The organism is Thermodesulfobacterium sp. TA1, assembly GCF_008630935.1.
Classification (GTDB): domain Bacteria; phylum Desulfobacterota; class Thermodesulfobacteria; order Thermodesulfobacteriales; family Thermodesulfobacteriaceae; genus Thermodesulfobacterium.
The window spans coordinates 489,326-504,045 of record NZ_CP043908.1 but is presented as its reverse complement, the minus strand read 5'-3'; the positions used below and the strand labels follow the sequence as shown (position 1 = coordinate 504,045).

The window sequence follows — 14,720 nt, the reverse complement described above, 5'->3', positions numbered from 1 at the left end:
ACAAGACAAATAGATCCTTCCTTTTGCTCAACCAACCAAAGAAAAGGTCCTTTGGAGACTAACCTCATATAAAGCGGGGTAATGCAAGCGTCAAGATAAAGTGCTCCTTTAGCAAACTCTTTATTAATGCAATATTTTTCCTCTATTTCTCTTGAAATAATCAGGATAAGGTTTTACATTTAGTAGCATAAAAATTTTAATTAAAAGGGAGTAATATGAAAGAAGGGTTAGAGGTCAATTTTGCTGAGGTTTCAGAAGGAGAAATCATAGACGTTCCAGAAGTATTGCCTTTGATGGCTATAAGGGATATCGTGCTTTTTCCTTCGATGGTGGTTCCTCTTTTTGTAGGTAGACCTAAATCCTTAAAGGCTATAGAAGAAGCTTTAGCTAAAGACAAGCTAGTCGTTCTTTCTACTCAAAAAAACTCACGTATAGAAAACCCTAAACCAGAAGATCTTTATAAAATTGGAACCATCGGTCTTATTCTAAAAACCCTAAACCTCTCAGAAAACCGTCTTAAAGTAGTAGTTCAGGTGCTTTCAAGATGCGAAATACAAGAATTTTTAGAAATTGACCCTTGTTTTAAGGTTAAGATAGAGCCTTGCAAAGAAAAAGAGCCTGAAATCATCACTCCTGAGGTAGAAGCTTTAATTCGCACGGTTAAAGAAAACATAGAAAAACTCTTAGTATTAAAAGGAATATTAAATCCTGAGATTTCAACTGTCATTAATTCTATAGAAGAACCAGGAAGACTGGCAGACCTAATCACCGTATATCTTAAACTAAAGATAAAAACCGCCCAAGACCTTTTAGAAACCTTAGACGGAATAGAAAGACTGAGAAAAGTTTCGGAAATACTTTTACAAGAGATAGAGATTACTACTCTTCAAAATAAAATACAGGCTCAGGCTCAAGAAGAAATCGGTAGGTCTCAAAGGGAATATTTTTTAAGAGAACAGCTTAGGGCTATCAAAAGGGAATTGGGGGAGTTTGAAGACATCGAAGACGAGCTGGAAGAGTTAAGGAAAAAAATTAAAAAGGCTAAGATGCCTAAGGAAGTAGAAAAAGAGGCATTTAAACAGCTTAAGCGTTTAGAATACATGCATCCTGACTCCTCGGAGGCGGCTGTTATAAGAAATTACTTAGATTGGTTAATAGACCTACCCTGGAACAAATCTACTAAAGATAATCTAGACCTTAAGCATGTTAAAAAGGTCTTAGACAAAGATCACTATAACTTAGAAAAGGTTAAAGATAGGATAATAGAATTTTTAGCAGTAAAAAAAATCAATCCCAAGGCTAAAGGCGCCATTCTTTGTTTTGTAGGACCACCTGGAGTTGGTAAAACCAGCCTTGGTAGATCTATTGCTGAAGCCTTAGGAAGGAAATTTGTAAGGGTAGCCTTAGGAGGAGTAAGAGACGAAGCAGAAATAAGAGGTCATAGAAGAACCTATGTAGGGGCTTTACCAGGCCGTATCATTCAGGGGATAAAACAAGCCGGAGTAAACAACCCTTTGTTTTTGCTTGATGAGATAGATAAACTATGTAGTGATTTTCACGGAGACCCTGCAGCCGCTCTTTTAGAAGTGCTTGACCCTGAACAAAATAAAGACTTTGTAGACCATTATTTAGACGTACCCTTTGACCTCTCTAAGGTCCTGTTTATTGCTACAGCCAATATGATAGAACCTATCCCCAGAGTGCTTTTAGACAGAATGGAGGTGATCTATCTTTCAGGATACACCTATCAGGAAAAATTAGAAATTGCTAAAAAGCACATCCTACCCAAGCTTTTAAAAGAACATGGACTTAAGAAAAACATGCTTAAAATTTCCGATGAAGTAATTCTTAAGATTATAGAAGAATATACTTATGAATCTGGGGTTCGCGAATTAGAGAGAAAACTGGCAGCTATCTGTAGGAAGATTGCTAGAAAACTAGCAGAAAAAGAAAAAGGACCTTTTGAGATAACCGAAGATAATTTGGTGGAATTTTTAGGCCCTCCTGAATACATAGAGGAACTCAAGCAAGAGGAAGACGAAGTAGGAGTGGCTACGGGCCTTGCTTGGACCCCTAATGGAGGAGAGGTTCTTTATGTAGAAGCGGTGGTTATGCCTGGAAAGGGCAACTTAATCCTTACGGGTCACTTAGGAGAGGTTATGAAAGAAAGCGCCCAAGCAGCCTTGTCTTACATTCGTTCTAAACATAAAGAGTTAGGGATTGACTCCAAATTTTATTCCAAATATGACATTCATGTGCATGTTCCCTCTGGAGCCATACCTAAGGATGGCCCAAGCGCAGGCATCACCATAGCTGTAGCGATGGTTTCTGCCCTTACCCAAAAACCTATATCTAAGGACTATGCGATGACCGGAGAAGTAACCCTTAGAGGTAAAGTCCTTCCTGTAGGTGGGATAAAAGAAAAAAGCCTTGCTGCCTTAAGAAAAGGGATTAAAAACGTTCTTATCCCTACCAAAAATCTAAAAGACTTAGAAGATATTCCTAAAGAACTAAGGGAAAAAATCAACTTTATCCCGGTGTCTTGTTTAGATGAGGTTATAAAATTGGTTATCAAAAATTAATGACAAAGTCTTTATTTTTTTTATTTTTCTGTAATATTTATACTTTTAAATATAATTAAAAAGGTATATATTATAAAATGAATGAAAAATCTAAAAAAGGAAGGAAACCTAAAGAGACCCCTGAAAGCCGTAGAAGAGAACTGTTGGAGGCTGTAGATGAAAACTGCAACCCTATTACCATCTTAAAACGAGAGGAAATCCATCAAAAAAGTTATTTTCATAAAACAGTACACATCTTTCTGTTTAACAAGCAAGGAGAAATATATCTCCAAAAAAAATCTAAAATGGTAGAGGAAAATCCAGGGTTATGGACTTCTTCTGCTTCGGGACATGTGCTTGTAGGAGAAAGTTTTTTAACCACAGCCCAAAGAGAGCTTAAAGAAGAGCTTTCTATCCGAACTAAATTAGAAGAAGTGCTTCGTATTGCCCCTAAGGATACCAATAACGAAACAGACTGTTTAGTTCTTTTTACCGGTATTACCAATAAAATACCTAAGCCCAATCCCTTAGAAATAGAAACTGGGAATTTTTTCTCTTTAGAAGTTGTAGACCGATGGGTTCAAAAAAACCCAGAAGATTTTACTCATTCTTTTAAAATACTATGGAAGCTTTATTGGAAGGTTATGACCCAAAAAACTCTGAAGGGAAAATAAGTCCTTCTTTCTCAATAATCACCTTCAAAAGGTTTAAGTCTCCATCTCTTATATATTGAGGTATAGGGGCTATAGCAAGCCTATGTAGTTTTTCCTCTTTTTCTTTAGGAGAAAGATTCAACCCAAGGATTTGTTTTCTTAAATTTTCCATAAGTTTTAAATAAACCTCATATTCTAAGCCAAACTGGAGTTCTAAGCCCTCTCTTATCCTTCTTGCTACTGCAGGACTTGCACCAGAAGTAGAGATAGCTATGGTTAAACTTCCTCTTTTAATAACTGATGGCACGATAAAACTGCAAAACTCAGGCACATCTACTATGTTACAAAATACCCTTTTATCGTTTGCTTCTTGGTAGATAGATTTCTGGACTAAAGGATCGTTGGTAGCGGCTACCACCAACCAGGCTCCTTCAAGGTCTCCTGGTTGATATCCTCTTCTTTCCCAGATTATCTGTCCTTCCTCTGCTAATTTTTGAAGCGCAGGGGTTGCCTCAGGAGAAACAAGTTTAATTAATGCTTTAGCCTCTAATAAAGACCTAACCTTTCTTTCTCCAACCTTTCCTCCACCTATAACTACACAAAGTTTCCCTTCTAAATTTAGAAAAATAGGAAAATACACGTTAGTCAACCTCTCCCCATCCCTCAAGTTTAGACCTCCAAAATTGCGTAGACTTAGGATATAGTTTTACAAACTCAACCTTTAAATATCCTTTTTCTCTGACTACTTGTTTGACCTCAATGTTTAATTTAGCTGCCCTAAAATGAGCAAGCATAGCCAAATAACTGTTTTCTTTCTTAAACCTTACCCTAAAGGTCTCGCTAACCACCTGATTTTTTTTAAAAAACCGTAAAACCTCCTCAAACAGGTTAGCCGGTAATTTATTATAAACCTCTTCTTTAAATTCTTCAAATTCATAAAGATTTAAAGCAAGTCTTATCAACCTTAGATAAATAAAATGTGGATCTATCTCACCTAAATAGGGAAAAACTACCCTCAAATCTTCCAGATTAGAAAATGGGGTCACATATTTAATCCTACATGTTCCGTCTTCAGACTTAAAAACTACCCCCTCTCTTTTTTCTTGATGATAACGTCTTATAAGTTCTTTTATGTTTTCGTAATCCTCCGTAGGGTTAAAAGGGCCATAGATTTCTGGGGAGTTAAAGCCATAAATCTCAAGCAGTTTTAGTTTTTCTTTTTGAGTAAGAAAACCGCCTCTACCTGTTTTCATAAAATCAAAAACAAAATAATTAACATCTTCTTTGATATATGCAGGATATTCGCTTACAAAAGGATTTTCTGGACCTGCTACTTCTGCACAAATCACCAAATTCGGATGCTTTTCAAAAAATTCAGGAAGGTTCGGTAAAAAATCTTCCCAACGGTCTGTAGCAAAGGGACAAACATATCCCCTCCGAGTAAAAGCTAAAATTTCGTCTCCTATTTTAAAAAGTCTTACGTTGTATCCTTCTACCTTTTCCTCAGCATAAAAATCAGAAGTCATATATCTTACCAATCCTGTCTTTAACACATAAACTCGAGGAATTTGAGGATAACCCCTAACCAAAACTTTATCGTTAAAAAAAGTTCCCATAGGAAAGTTTTTAAAATCCTTATTCATCCTAAAAAAACCTTGGTCCTTCCAGGCAAAAAAAACGATTTTTCCGTTTTGTAAACCCTTTTCCCATTCTTCTAAAGGGTATCTTTTAAGTTCTATGTTGTTTTTCCAACAATCAACAAGATATTGCTTTACTTCTTTTTCATCCCAAGTAAAGGTTAACATATCCTTTTTCTCCTTCTTTTCCTTCAACAATAATTTTTAATTCTGGAAAAAACTTAGGAATTAACCAAGCTTGGGTAAGAAGATGTTTGGTAATCTTAGCTACAGAAAATTCAAAGAACTCGGAAGGTTGAACTTTTAAAAAGACTAAGCTTAAAGGTATCAAAACCTGGTCTGCTAAATGTTCTTCAAACTGAGCTTTGGTGCTCAAAAAATTTTTCCATTCTTTTCCCACCTTTTTCCCTACCTCTTCTGCTGGATAGCCCTTTTTACCTAACTCAGTAAAACCTGCATGTAAGATCTTTTCTTGATCTGTAGCCCCTAAAAACACAAAGGTTCCGTCAGATTTAGCCTTTACTCTTTCTTTATAGACTGAAACTTTCTCAAAACCTTCTAATTCTGTTAATGCTCCGTTTAGTTGCCTTTCAACGATATGAAAAGGTAGTCTTTCAGAAACTATGCTGTAAACGCTAATCTCTCCAGGAATAAAGCTTTCTGGTAGTTTGGGTAAAGAAAATCTTTCCCAGGGCTTAACCACAGCCTTTATTCTTCCTCCTCCTGCTGGATAAAAACCATAGGACTCAAGGGAAAGGTCTCCTTCCAATCCTAAAAGTTTTACTGTAGGTAAAAAAACCTCTTTGATGTAATGATAACAGGGGCTAAAAGGCACATGAGTGCCTCCTTCTATTAAAACCTCTCCTCCTTTACTTAAACTTAAGGGATAAAGCACTGTCTGAAACAAAAGCAAAGTAGAACCGGCTGTTCCTATGTTAAACCGATAGCAACTTCTTTCTGGAAGTTTTTTAGGAATAAAGGTTAATTCCTGAGAACCTAAGATATCACCTTTTACTTCTGCCTCTGCTAAATGCGCTGTAGCTTTTACACAGGCTAAATGTTGAGGTTGAAGTCCTGGTTTAGGTCTATTAGCTCTTAAGTTAAAAATCTTAAAAGGCTTTCCGGTTATTACCGAAAGAGACAAAGCGGTCCTTAAAACTTGACCTCCTCCTTCTCCGTAAGCGCCATCTATAAAAAGCATTTTTCCTCAAGTTCCTGTTCCATCTTTTCGATTTCTTTTATCAAAAATTGTACCAACCAGTCCACCATCTGTTTCCCCTTTTCTAAAGAAGCTTTTCTTGGATCACCCCATATTCCAGTACTCCAATATTTTTCTTTGTCCGAAACTATTCTAAACTTAGGAAACTTAGGGTAGTCTTCAAAACCTCCTTCTTTGACTAAATCTGGTCTTAAATAAAGCATAAGAGAAGTTTCCCATTCTCCTGCATGAGAATCTTCTTCTGGGATACCAAGTTCTTTTAAACAGGGTTTAAGCAACTGAAAAATATCTGCTACAAAAAAATTGCAATAAGGTACTATTGATATAAAAGACTCGGCTGCGTCTATTAAATAGGCATTGTGGGTGCCCCCGGCATGCCCAGAAAGAACCATAAAGTTTTTAAAACCAGCAAGATAAAACTGATGAAAAAGGTTAAACATCAATTTTTTCAGAACTTCTCCTGTAAGACTGATTGTCCCCGGAAGAGAGCCGGTACTTCTACAAAGCCCATAGTAAAGAGGCGGGGCTATCAGTACCTTCTTTTTCTGAGATACTTTTTTACAGACCTCATAGATAGTATAAAGGTCAGTAGCTAAAGGTAGATGAGGTCCGTGAGCTTCCACAGAACCTACAGGGAAAATAACTGTTTTTACTTCTTTTTTAGCCTTTTCAAAGGCTACAGAGGTTATTTCTTCCATCAACATTTTCTAAAACCTTTTAAAAAAATATTAAAATTCCCTAATTTTGAATTATAATTAAATTTGCTATGAAAAAAAGGGTTTATGTAAAAACTTTCGGCTGTCAAATGAACGAAAACGATACGGAAAAAGTGCTTTTTCTTTTAAAGGATGAATATATACCTACTGACAATCCAGAAGAAGCAGACCTTATCATAATAAATACTTGCTCTGTAAGAGAAAAACCTCAACATAAAGTTTATAGTGAAGTAGGAAGATATAAATCCTTAAAAAAGAAAAAACCTCAGCTTCTTATAGGGGTTATGGGATGTGTGGCTCAACAAGAAGGAGAGAACTTGCTCGTCAGACTTCCTTATATAGACTTTGCACTTGGCACCCAAAGTTTTTATCGAATAAAAGAAGTATTAGAACAACTCCCAAAAAACCCTAACCCTATAGTATTAACTGAATTAAACCCAAATTTTAAACCTCCTTTGGTCCTTCCAGAAGAAAGTTTAATAAAGGACCCGGAAAGAGTTACTGCTTTTGTAACCATCATGCAAGGATGTGATAACTTTTGCTCCTATTGTATCGTCCCTTATGTAAGGGGAAGAGAAACCAGTAGACCTCCAGAGGAAATTATCGAAGAAATAAAAAGGTTGGTAGATTTAGGGGTAAGAGAGATAACTCTTTTAGGACAAAACGTAAACTCTTACGGCCTTAAAGAAACAGGTTATCCTGATTTTTCGGAACTATTAAACCTTATCTCACAGATAGAAGGACTTTGGAGGATAAGGTTTACCACCAGTCATCCTAAAGACCTTTCAGACCGTTTGATAAAAACCATGGCTGAAAATCCTAAAATATGTCATCATCTCCATCTTCCTCTCCAAGCAGGTTCAAACAGAGTGTTAAAAAAGATGAACCGTAAATATACTAAAGAAGAATATTTAGAAAAGGTAGCTAAACTTAAAGCACTAATTCCTGACATTGCTCTAACCACAGATATCATCGTAGGTTTTCCAGGAGAACGAGAAGAAGACTTTGAAGAAACCTTAGAGATGCTAAAAATAGTAAGATACCATGAAATTTTTTCTTTTAAGTATTCAGACCGTCCGTTTACGGCTGCTAAAAACTTTACAGATAAAGTACCTGAAGAGGAAAAAGAAAGAAGGCTTGAGGCGGTTCAGAAATTACAAAAAACCATTACTGAAGAAATCTATCAAGAATATGTAGGAAAAGAAGTAGATGTGCTGGTAGAAGGTTTTAGCTCAAAGTCTAAAGATAAACTTATGGGACGCACCACCACCAACGTGATAGTAAACTTTTCAGCCCCAAGACTTAACCTTAAAGGGAGGTTGGTAAAAGTCAAAATAGAGGAAGCAGGAAAACACTCCTTAAAAGGGATTTACCTTCAAACCTTAAAATAAATTTTGTAATTTTTATAAAACTTTACAAAATTTGCAATTTTTGCAAACTTAAGTTTGGTATTTATTTAAGCTATCTCTTTTTTCGCAACCTTTTAATAAAATTTTTTGGAAATAATTTTTAGGCATTTTTTTTGCTATATTGTAAACCGATTAAGTGAGGAGGTAATTTATGAAAACTTTAGTTAAAGTTTTTGGGTTTATTAGTCTTTTTGGATTGTTAATTTCAGGAATATCTTGGGGTAAAAAAGAAGGTATGGTAGGAGGTAAATATTATCCTCCTAATGTTAATCCGAGTAAGGTTAAAGAATTTTGCCAAGAAATACAACCTTTATGGCAAAAACAATGGCAACTTTCTTCTGAAGTGCTTAATTTGTGGGGTCAAAATCCTCCTAACTGGGAGGCTATTTTACAAAAAGAAATGGAAATCCAAAGGCTTAGGGTTGAAATCCAAAAAAAGGCATATGAGAAAGGTCTACCTTATGGTCCAAGGAAAGGTCTAAATTTTAGAAAACTTTGCGGATGGTAAAAACTTACTCTCCTTCGATTTTAAGGTTGTATTCTTTTATTTTATAATAAAGAGTTCTTAAAGAAATACCTAAAAGTTTAGCTGCTTCCTTTTTGTTACCCTTTGTTTTCTTTAAAGCCTCTATGATAGCGTTTTTTTCTAAAGACCTAAGGTCTATTACCTCTTTAGAAGACATATCTTTTTCTACTAAAGGTTTGTGGTTTATGTTTAAAGGAATAACAGGTTGGTCTAAATCTATCTCTTTTCCTGTTGCCATCACAAAAGCTCTTTCTAATAGGTTTTCAAGTTCTCTTATATTACCTGGGAAAGGATAGTTTAACAAAAACTCCTTTAACCTTTGGCTTAAGGGTAAAGGGTCTTTTTGTAACCTTTGAGCTAACTTTTGGATAATATATTCAGCGATTTTCAAGATAGCCTCTTTTCTTTCTCTCAAAGGTTTAATCTCGATAGGAAACACGTTTATTCTAAAAAAAAGGTCCTCCCTAAACTTACCTTCTTTAACCAACTTTACCAAATCTTGGTTGGTAGCAGTGATAAACCTGACGTTAGCCTTGATAGGAGCCAGACCCCCTAACCTTTCGAAGGTTTTATTTTGCAAAAAGGTTAAAAACTTAGCCTGAACCGTAAGGTTCATCTCAGAAATTTCGTCTAAAAACAACGTTCCGTCCTTAGCTGTCTCTATTTTACCTGGTTTGGTTTTTAAGGCCCCGGTAAAAGCTCCTTTCTCATACCCAAAAAGTTCAGATTCTATCAAAGTTTCGGGAATGGCTGCACAGTTTACCTCTACAAACCTACCTGGTCTTTTGCTTAATCGATGGATTACTCTGGCTATCAAAGATTTTCCGGTGCCTGTCTCACCATATAAAGTAACGGTAATATCGGTAGGAGCCACTTTTATCACTTTTTCGTATACATCTTCTATATCTAAAAAAAGTATTTCTAAAGGAGGAAGTTCTTCCTGCTCTTCTTCGAAGGTTTCCTTTTGAGATTTTTTGAATAAAAGGTTTTGAACTAAACTTAAGAACTCTTCAGGACTCCCCAGGGGTTTGGTAATATAATCTACCGCCCCTTTTTTCATAGCCTCTACTGCTGAACTTACCGTAGCATAAGCCGTTATCACCAAAAAAAGGGTATCTGGTAAAAGTGCCTTTACTCTTTCGATAAACTCTATACCGCTCATTTTAGGAAGCCTTAAGTCAGTAATGATAAGGTCGGGACTAAAATCAACCACCCTTTTCAAAGCAACCTCAGGGTCTTCACAGGTTTCCACCTGATAACCCTTTTCCTTAAGCAAAACTTCTAAAAGGGTAGCAAAAGAAAGGTCATCCTCTAAGATAAAAACCTTGGGATTTCTAACCATATACTTGTTCCTTCCCCTTTTTGGGTTTGAAGGTTAATTTTTATCTTCATTGCCTCACAAAGTTTTTCTACTATAGCCAAACCTAAACCTGAACCTTTAGGTTTAGTAGTAAAAAAGGGATCAAAAGCCTTTTTTAAGGTATCTTCATCCATACCTGGACCGTTATCCACTACTCTAACCCTTAAACTTTCACCATAATCTTCAACTTCTATTTTAACCTCTTTTTTCTCTTGGTTGGTTTCTAATACAGCATCAAGGGCGTTTTGTATTAAATTTACCACTATTTCTTTAATTTTATCAGGGTCGGTCACTACTTCAAAATTTTCTCCTTGAGTAAAAAACTTTAACTCTACCTGAGGGTATTTATCTTTAAAGCTAAACCAAACCTCTTCTATCAACTCTTTAAGGTTAAAATTTTTAGGTTCCACTTTAACTGGATTGACATAAAGGATTAACTCATCGGTTAACCTTTCTATCCTTAAAGCCTCTCTAAAAATAATCTCTAAATATCTACTAAAACTTGGGTCTGGAATTTTTTCCCTTAAATACTGAGAAAAACCTTTAATACTTCCTAAAGGGTTCCTTATCTCGTGCGATAAAATCTTTGCCATCGTGGAGATGCTTTCTAACTCTTTCATCTTAAGCTGCATGCGTTCATAACCAATAAGAAACTTAGTACCTATGAAACCTGCAATCAAAAGGCCTAAACAGGCTAACATCTTAAGAGAAAATAAAAATTGTGCCCTTTTTATGATAAAAGAAAAAGTAGCTATGTTTAACCCTACCCTAAGATAAAGGTTATACTTCTGAGTATAAAAGTTAAAATCCGCGATAAATATTTTTTGGTTTAAAGCTTCATCTTCTTGGTCTAAATAAAAACGATAATAGGGAAGTTTACAATTTTTGATAAAGTTTATTTCTTCAGGAGCTAACCTGTAGCCTATCAATTCTGGATTAGAATGAAGGATAATGTCTCCGTCTTCATCATATAGCATGATAAACTCAAGGTTTTCCCAGTTTTGACTTAGAATGATGTTTAAAAAGGCATTGTAGTTCATCTCCTCAAGGTTAGTGTAGGTCATAACACCTTGAAGGGTAATAGCTATCATCATCGCCTGGTCTTCAAGGGCTTTTTGAGCTAAAACCTTTGAATTTTTATAAGAAAAAACAGCACTTAAAAAGAGGGTAGCAATAGCCAAAACCAACACCACCCATAAAATCAACACAGACTTAAAGCTTGTTTGACCTAAAACTTGCTTTAACCTTTTCATCTCAAGTTTAATATACCACAACTTTGTCAATCTCCTAAAATAAGGGTATAATTTAACCCGATGAAACACCCCTTAATAAGCGTAATCATTCCTACTTATAATCGGGCTTACATTCTGTTTAAAGCAGTAGAAAGTGTACTAAACCAGACCTTTAAAAACTTAGAAATCATCGTAGTTGACGATGGATCAACAGACTTAACACCTAAACTTATTACTCAGTATCCTGTGGTTTATGTAAGAAAACCCAGAAAAGGAGTAGCCCATGCAAGAAACCGAGGACTTTTCCATGCTAAAGGTAGCTACATCGCTTTTTTAGACAGTGACGACCTTTTTGTCCCTACCAAACTTGAAGAACAATTAGCCTTTTTTGAAAAAAATCCCAATTATAAAATAGTTCAGACTGAAGAAATCTGGTATAAAGGGGAGAAAAGGATTAATCCTAAAAAAATCCATAAAAAAGCTGAAGGGTGGTTTTTCGAAAGAGCGGTTAAGTTATGTGTGGTTTCCATTTCTACGGTTTTGATAAAAAAAGAACTTTTTGAAGAGATAGGGCTTTTTGATGAGGATTTTTGGGTATGCGAAGACTATGAGTTTTGGTTAAGGGTAGCGGTAAAATACCCTGTAGGATTGATCCCTAAACCTTTAGTAATCAAAAGCGGAGGAAGGGACGACCAGCTTTCTGCAACCAAGGGGCTTGATTATTACAGAACTTTAGCTTTAATAAAACTCTTTAAAAATCAATCAAAAGATTTAAGTTTAGAACAAAAACTTATCCTCTTGGCAGAAGCCAAAAAAAAGTTTAACATCTTTTATCAAGGTGCTTTAAAACATGGAAACTTAAAACATGCCTTTAGATTGCAAAAACTTTTTGAAGAAACTTTTAAAGATTTAGTGTTTAGCCCTTTTAAAGCCTTATGAGAGAAGATAAAACACTCACAAAAGAAGATTGGTTGCTAAATTTTGTAAAACCCTTAGAATTTGCCTCTAAAAACCAATTTCAAAATCTACATAAAATAAAAGATTTAGGTAAAACACTTTTAGCCTTAATAGAAAGGATTCCCCAAGAGTTTGAGGGACATAAAGATAGACTTTTAAGTCTTTGTAAAGGATTAGACGAGGCTTCTTTAGAAGAGAAAAAAGAAAGAATAAAAGTTCTGCTTGAGGTTGCTATCTCCTTAGGTTTTTCGAGAAAAGAACCTTCTAAAAACGAAGAACCTTTAAAGGAAATTTCCTTAGAGGTTTATCAAGAGCCCAAACTTTCTTTAGAGGAATACAGAAAGGCTAAAGAAGAGTTAAAAAAATCGGTGCAGTTCTTAAAAGGTGTAGGTCCTAAAGTAGCTAAAAAGCTGGCTAAAAAAGAAATTCACACGATAGAGGACTTGTTGTTTTTCTTGCCAAGAGATTACGAAGACCGTAGGCGATTAATCCCTATCTCAGACTTAAAGGAAGGACAAAAAGCCGTAATTTTTGGAGAAGTAATTAAAAGTGGAATTGCCTATACTTCAAAAAGAAAAGTATTTGAAGCTTCCCTCACTGACGGCACAGGTTTTATCACCTTGCGTTGGTTTAATTTTAACGAATTTTATTTAAAAAACCTTTTACGTCCTGGTAAAAATTTTTACGCAGTAGGAGAAGTCACAAGGTTTGGTAGAACTATCGAAATGGTTCATCCTGAAATCATTCCAGAGGGAGAAGAAGAAAAACTTGAGTTAGAATTAGGAAAAATAGTTCCGATTTATTCCTCAGTAGAAGGACTTAGCGAAAGACAGATTAGAAAAATCATAAAAAATGCAGTAGAAGAGTATGCAGATCTTTTAGAAAATTTTATCCCAAGAAGTTTTTTTAAAAAAAGAAAACTTTTACCGCTTAATGTAGCCATTAAAAACCTGCACTTTCCTGAGAACGAAGAAAACCTTTCTCTACTTAAAAAAGAAGAAAGTATTTATCACAAAAGCCTTGCTTATGACGAGTTCTTTTTCTTAGAGCTGGCTCTTGCCTTTAAAAAAGGCAAGGTTAAAAAAGAAAAAGGTATTTCTTTTAAAACCGACGGAGAAAAGGTAAGGTCCTTTTTAGCTAAACTTCCTTTTGAGCTTACCTCTGCCCAAAAGAGGGTTTTAGAAGAAATTAGAAGGGACATGGCAAGCGGTCTGCCGATGAACCGACTTTTACAAGGGGATGTGGGATGCGGAAAAACGGTCATAGCCTTTATAGCAGCCCTTATAGCCATAGAAAACGGATATCAAGTAGCGATGATGGCCCCTACAGAAATATTAGCTGAACAACACTATCATAACTTTAGACGTTATGCTCAACTTATGGGGGTAAACGTAGCCCTACTTTCGGGAGGTATTACCCCTGCCAAAAAAAGAGAGATTTATCACGGATTAACTACAGGTTTTATAGATTTTGTGATAGGAACCCATGCCCTTTTCCAAGAAAAGGTTGAGTTTAAGAAATTAGGACTGGTTATCATAGACGAACAACACCGGTTTGGGGTATTACAAAGGGCGGCTTTACGTGAAAAGGCAAAAGGAGTAACCCCTGATACTTTAGTGATGACCGCTACCCCCATTCCCCGGACCTTAGGACTTACCATTTACGGGGATTTAGACCTTTCTATAATAGATGAGATGCCTAAAGGAAGAAAGCCCATCATAACCAAACTGTTTTTAGAGTACAACAAACACAAAGCCTATGAAGCCGTTAAAGAAGAATTAAGGAAAGGACACCAGGCCTATGTTATCCTTCCTCTGATAGAAGAATCAGAAAAGCTTGACCTTAAAGCGGTTACTACCTATGGGGAAGAACTACAGAGCAAAGTTTTTCCAGATTTTAAGGTAGGTATTCTACACGGAAAAATGAGCTCCTTAGAAAAAGAAAGGGTTATGCATCAGTTTAAAAGGAAGGAAATCGATGTTTTGATTTCTACCACCGTGGTAGAAGTGGGGGTAGATGTACCTAACGCTACGGTGATGGTGATAGAACATGCTGAAAGGTTTGGATTATCTCAACTTCATCAACTAAGAGGAAGGGTGGGAAGAGGGGAAGACCAGTCCTATTGCTTTTTGATAGCTTATAAAATTTCTATGGAAAGTGAAGCTTTCAGGCGTTTACAGATACTCTGTCAAACCAACGACGGGTTTAAAATAGCAGAAGAAGACCTAAAACTTAGAGGACCTGGAGACTTTTTAGGAACCAAACAGTCTGGATATCTTGAATTCAAAAAGGCTGATCTGATAAAAGATTATCAGATCCTTTTATGGGCAAGAGAAGACGCCTTTTCTTTAATAGAAAAAGACCCTGAGCTTATACAACATCCCATCCTTAAAGAGGAATTGATCAGAAGGTGGGAAGAAAGGTTAAAACTTTCTGAAATAGCTTAAATT

The 14,720-nt window shown here is 35.8% G+C and carries 12 protein-coding genes; 6 read left to right on the top strand and 6 right to left on the bottom strand.

The window, feature by feature from the left end; translation table 11 throughout:
• The first annotated feature begins 215 nt into the window (after window positions 1-215).
• Both lon and F1847_RS02635 read left to right on the top strand, forming a co-directional pair.
• Window positions 216-2,582: an endopeptidase La gene (gene lon, locus F1847_RS02640; protein ID WP_150071560.1), complete on the top strand. Its 2,367-nt coding sequence runs from the start codon at window positions 216-218 to the stop codon at window positions 2,580-2,582.
• A gap of 77 nt (window positions 2,583-2,659) precedes the next feature.
• Window positions 2,660-3,235, top strand: coding sequence for an NUDIX domain-containing protein (locus F1847_RS02635; protein ID WP_150071559.1), 576 nt, complete (start codon window positions 2,660-2,662; stop codon window positions 3,233-3,235).
• Here the strand turns inward: F1847_RS02635 and F1847_RS02630 are convergent.
• Genes F1847_RS02630 through F1847_RS02615 form a run of 4 tightly spaced genes read right to left on the bottom strand, consistent with a single transcriptional unit; the run spans window position 3,204 to window position 6,774 of the window.
• On the bottom strand, window positions 3,204-3,854 hold the full coding sequence (locus F1847_RS02630) for a bifunctional precorrin-2 dehydrogenase/sirohydrochlorin ferrochelatase (RefSeq protein ID WP_240702874.1): 651 nt from the start codon (window positions 3,852-3,854) through the stop codon (window positions 3,204-3,206). The two genes, F1847_RS02635 and F1847_RS02630, sit on opposite strands and share 32 nt — an antisense overlap.
• 1 nt (window position 3,855) lies before the next feature.
• Window positions 3,856-5,019, bottom strand: coding sequence for an RNA ligase (locus tag F1847_RS02625; protein WP_150071557.1), 1,164 nt, complete (start codon window positions 5,017-5,019; stop codon window positions 3,856-3,858).
• Window positions 4,997-6,052, bottom strand: a complete 1,056-nt coding sequence (gene rtcA / locus F1847_RS02620; protein WP_150071556.1) for an RNA 3'-terminal phosphate cyclase — start codon at window positions 6,050-6,052, stop codon at window positions 4,997-4,999. Before rtcA ends, F1847_RS02625 begins: the two co-directional genes overlap by 23 nt.
• Entirely contained in the window at window positions 6,040-6,774 is a 735-nt protein-coding gene (locus F1847_RS02615; protein ID WP_150071555.1) for a creatininase family protein, read from the bottom strand. The genes rtcA and F1847_RS02615 overlap by 13 nt, the downstream gene beginning before the upstream one ends.
• 62 nt (window positions 6,775-6,836) lie before the next feature.
• Here F1847_RS02615 and miaB point away from each other — a divergent pair, with 62 nt between their 5' ends.
• Together miaB and F1847_RS02605 are read left to right on the top strand one after the other, a co-directional pair.
• Window positions 6,837-8,177 (top strand): tRNA (N6-isopentenyl adenosine(37)-C2)-methylthiotransferase MiaB, encoded by a 1,341-nt coding sequence (gene miaB / locus F1847_RS02610; protein WP_150071554.1) that lies wholly within the window; start codon window positions 6,837-6,839, stop codon window positions 8,175-8,177.
• Window positions 8,178-8,346: 169 nt separating this feature from the next.
• Window positions 8,347-8,703, top strand: coding sequence for a hypothetical protein (locus F1847_RS02605; RefSeq protein ID WP_150071553.1), 357 nt, complete (start codon window positions 8,347-8,349; stop codon window positions 8,701-8,703).
• Window positions 8,704-8,707: 4 nt separating this feature from the next.
• Here the strand turns inward: F1847_RS02605 and F1847_RS02600 are convergent, their stop codons facing one another.
• Together F1847_RS02600 and F1847_RS02595 are read right to left on the bottom strand one after the other, a co-directional pair.
• Window positions 8,708-10,063 (bottom strand): sigma-54 dependent transcriptional regulator, encoded by a 1,356-nt coding sequence (locus tag F1847_RS02600; RefSeq protein WP_150071552.1) that lies wholly within the window; start codon window positions 10,061-10,063, stop codon window positions 8,708-8,710.
• Window positions 10,033-11,355: a nitrogen regulation protein NR(II) gene (locus F1847_RS02595; protein WP_150071551.1), complete on the bottom strand. Its 1,323-nt coding sequence runs from the start codon at window positions 11,353-11,355 to the stop codon at window positions 10,033-10,035. The genes F1847_RS02600 and F1847_RS02595 overlap by 31 nt, the downstream gene beginning before the upstream one ends.
• Window positions 11,356-11,394: 39 nt before the next feature.
• Here F1847_RS02595 and F1847_RS02590 point away from each other — a divergent pair, with 39 nt between their 5' ends.
• Together F1847_RS02590 and recG are read left to right on the top strand one after the other, a co-directional pair.
• On the top strand, window positions 11,395-12,252 hold the full coding sequence (locus F1847_RS02590; RefSeq protein WP_150071550.1) for a glycosyltransferase: 858 nt from the start codon (window positions 11,395-11,397) through the stop codon (window positions 12,250-12,252).
• Window positions 12,253-12,284: 32 nt separating this feature from the next.
• Window positions 12,285-14,717, top strand: a complete 2,433-nt coding sequence (recG, locus tag F1847_RS02585) for an ATP-dependent DNA helicase RecG (protein WP_240702834.1) — start codon at window positions 12,285-12,287, stop codon at window positions 14,715-14,717.
• Window positions 14,718-14,720 lie beyond the last annotated feature (3 nt).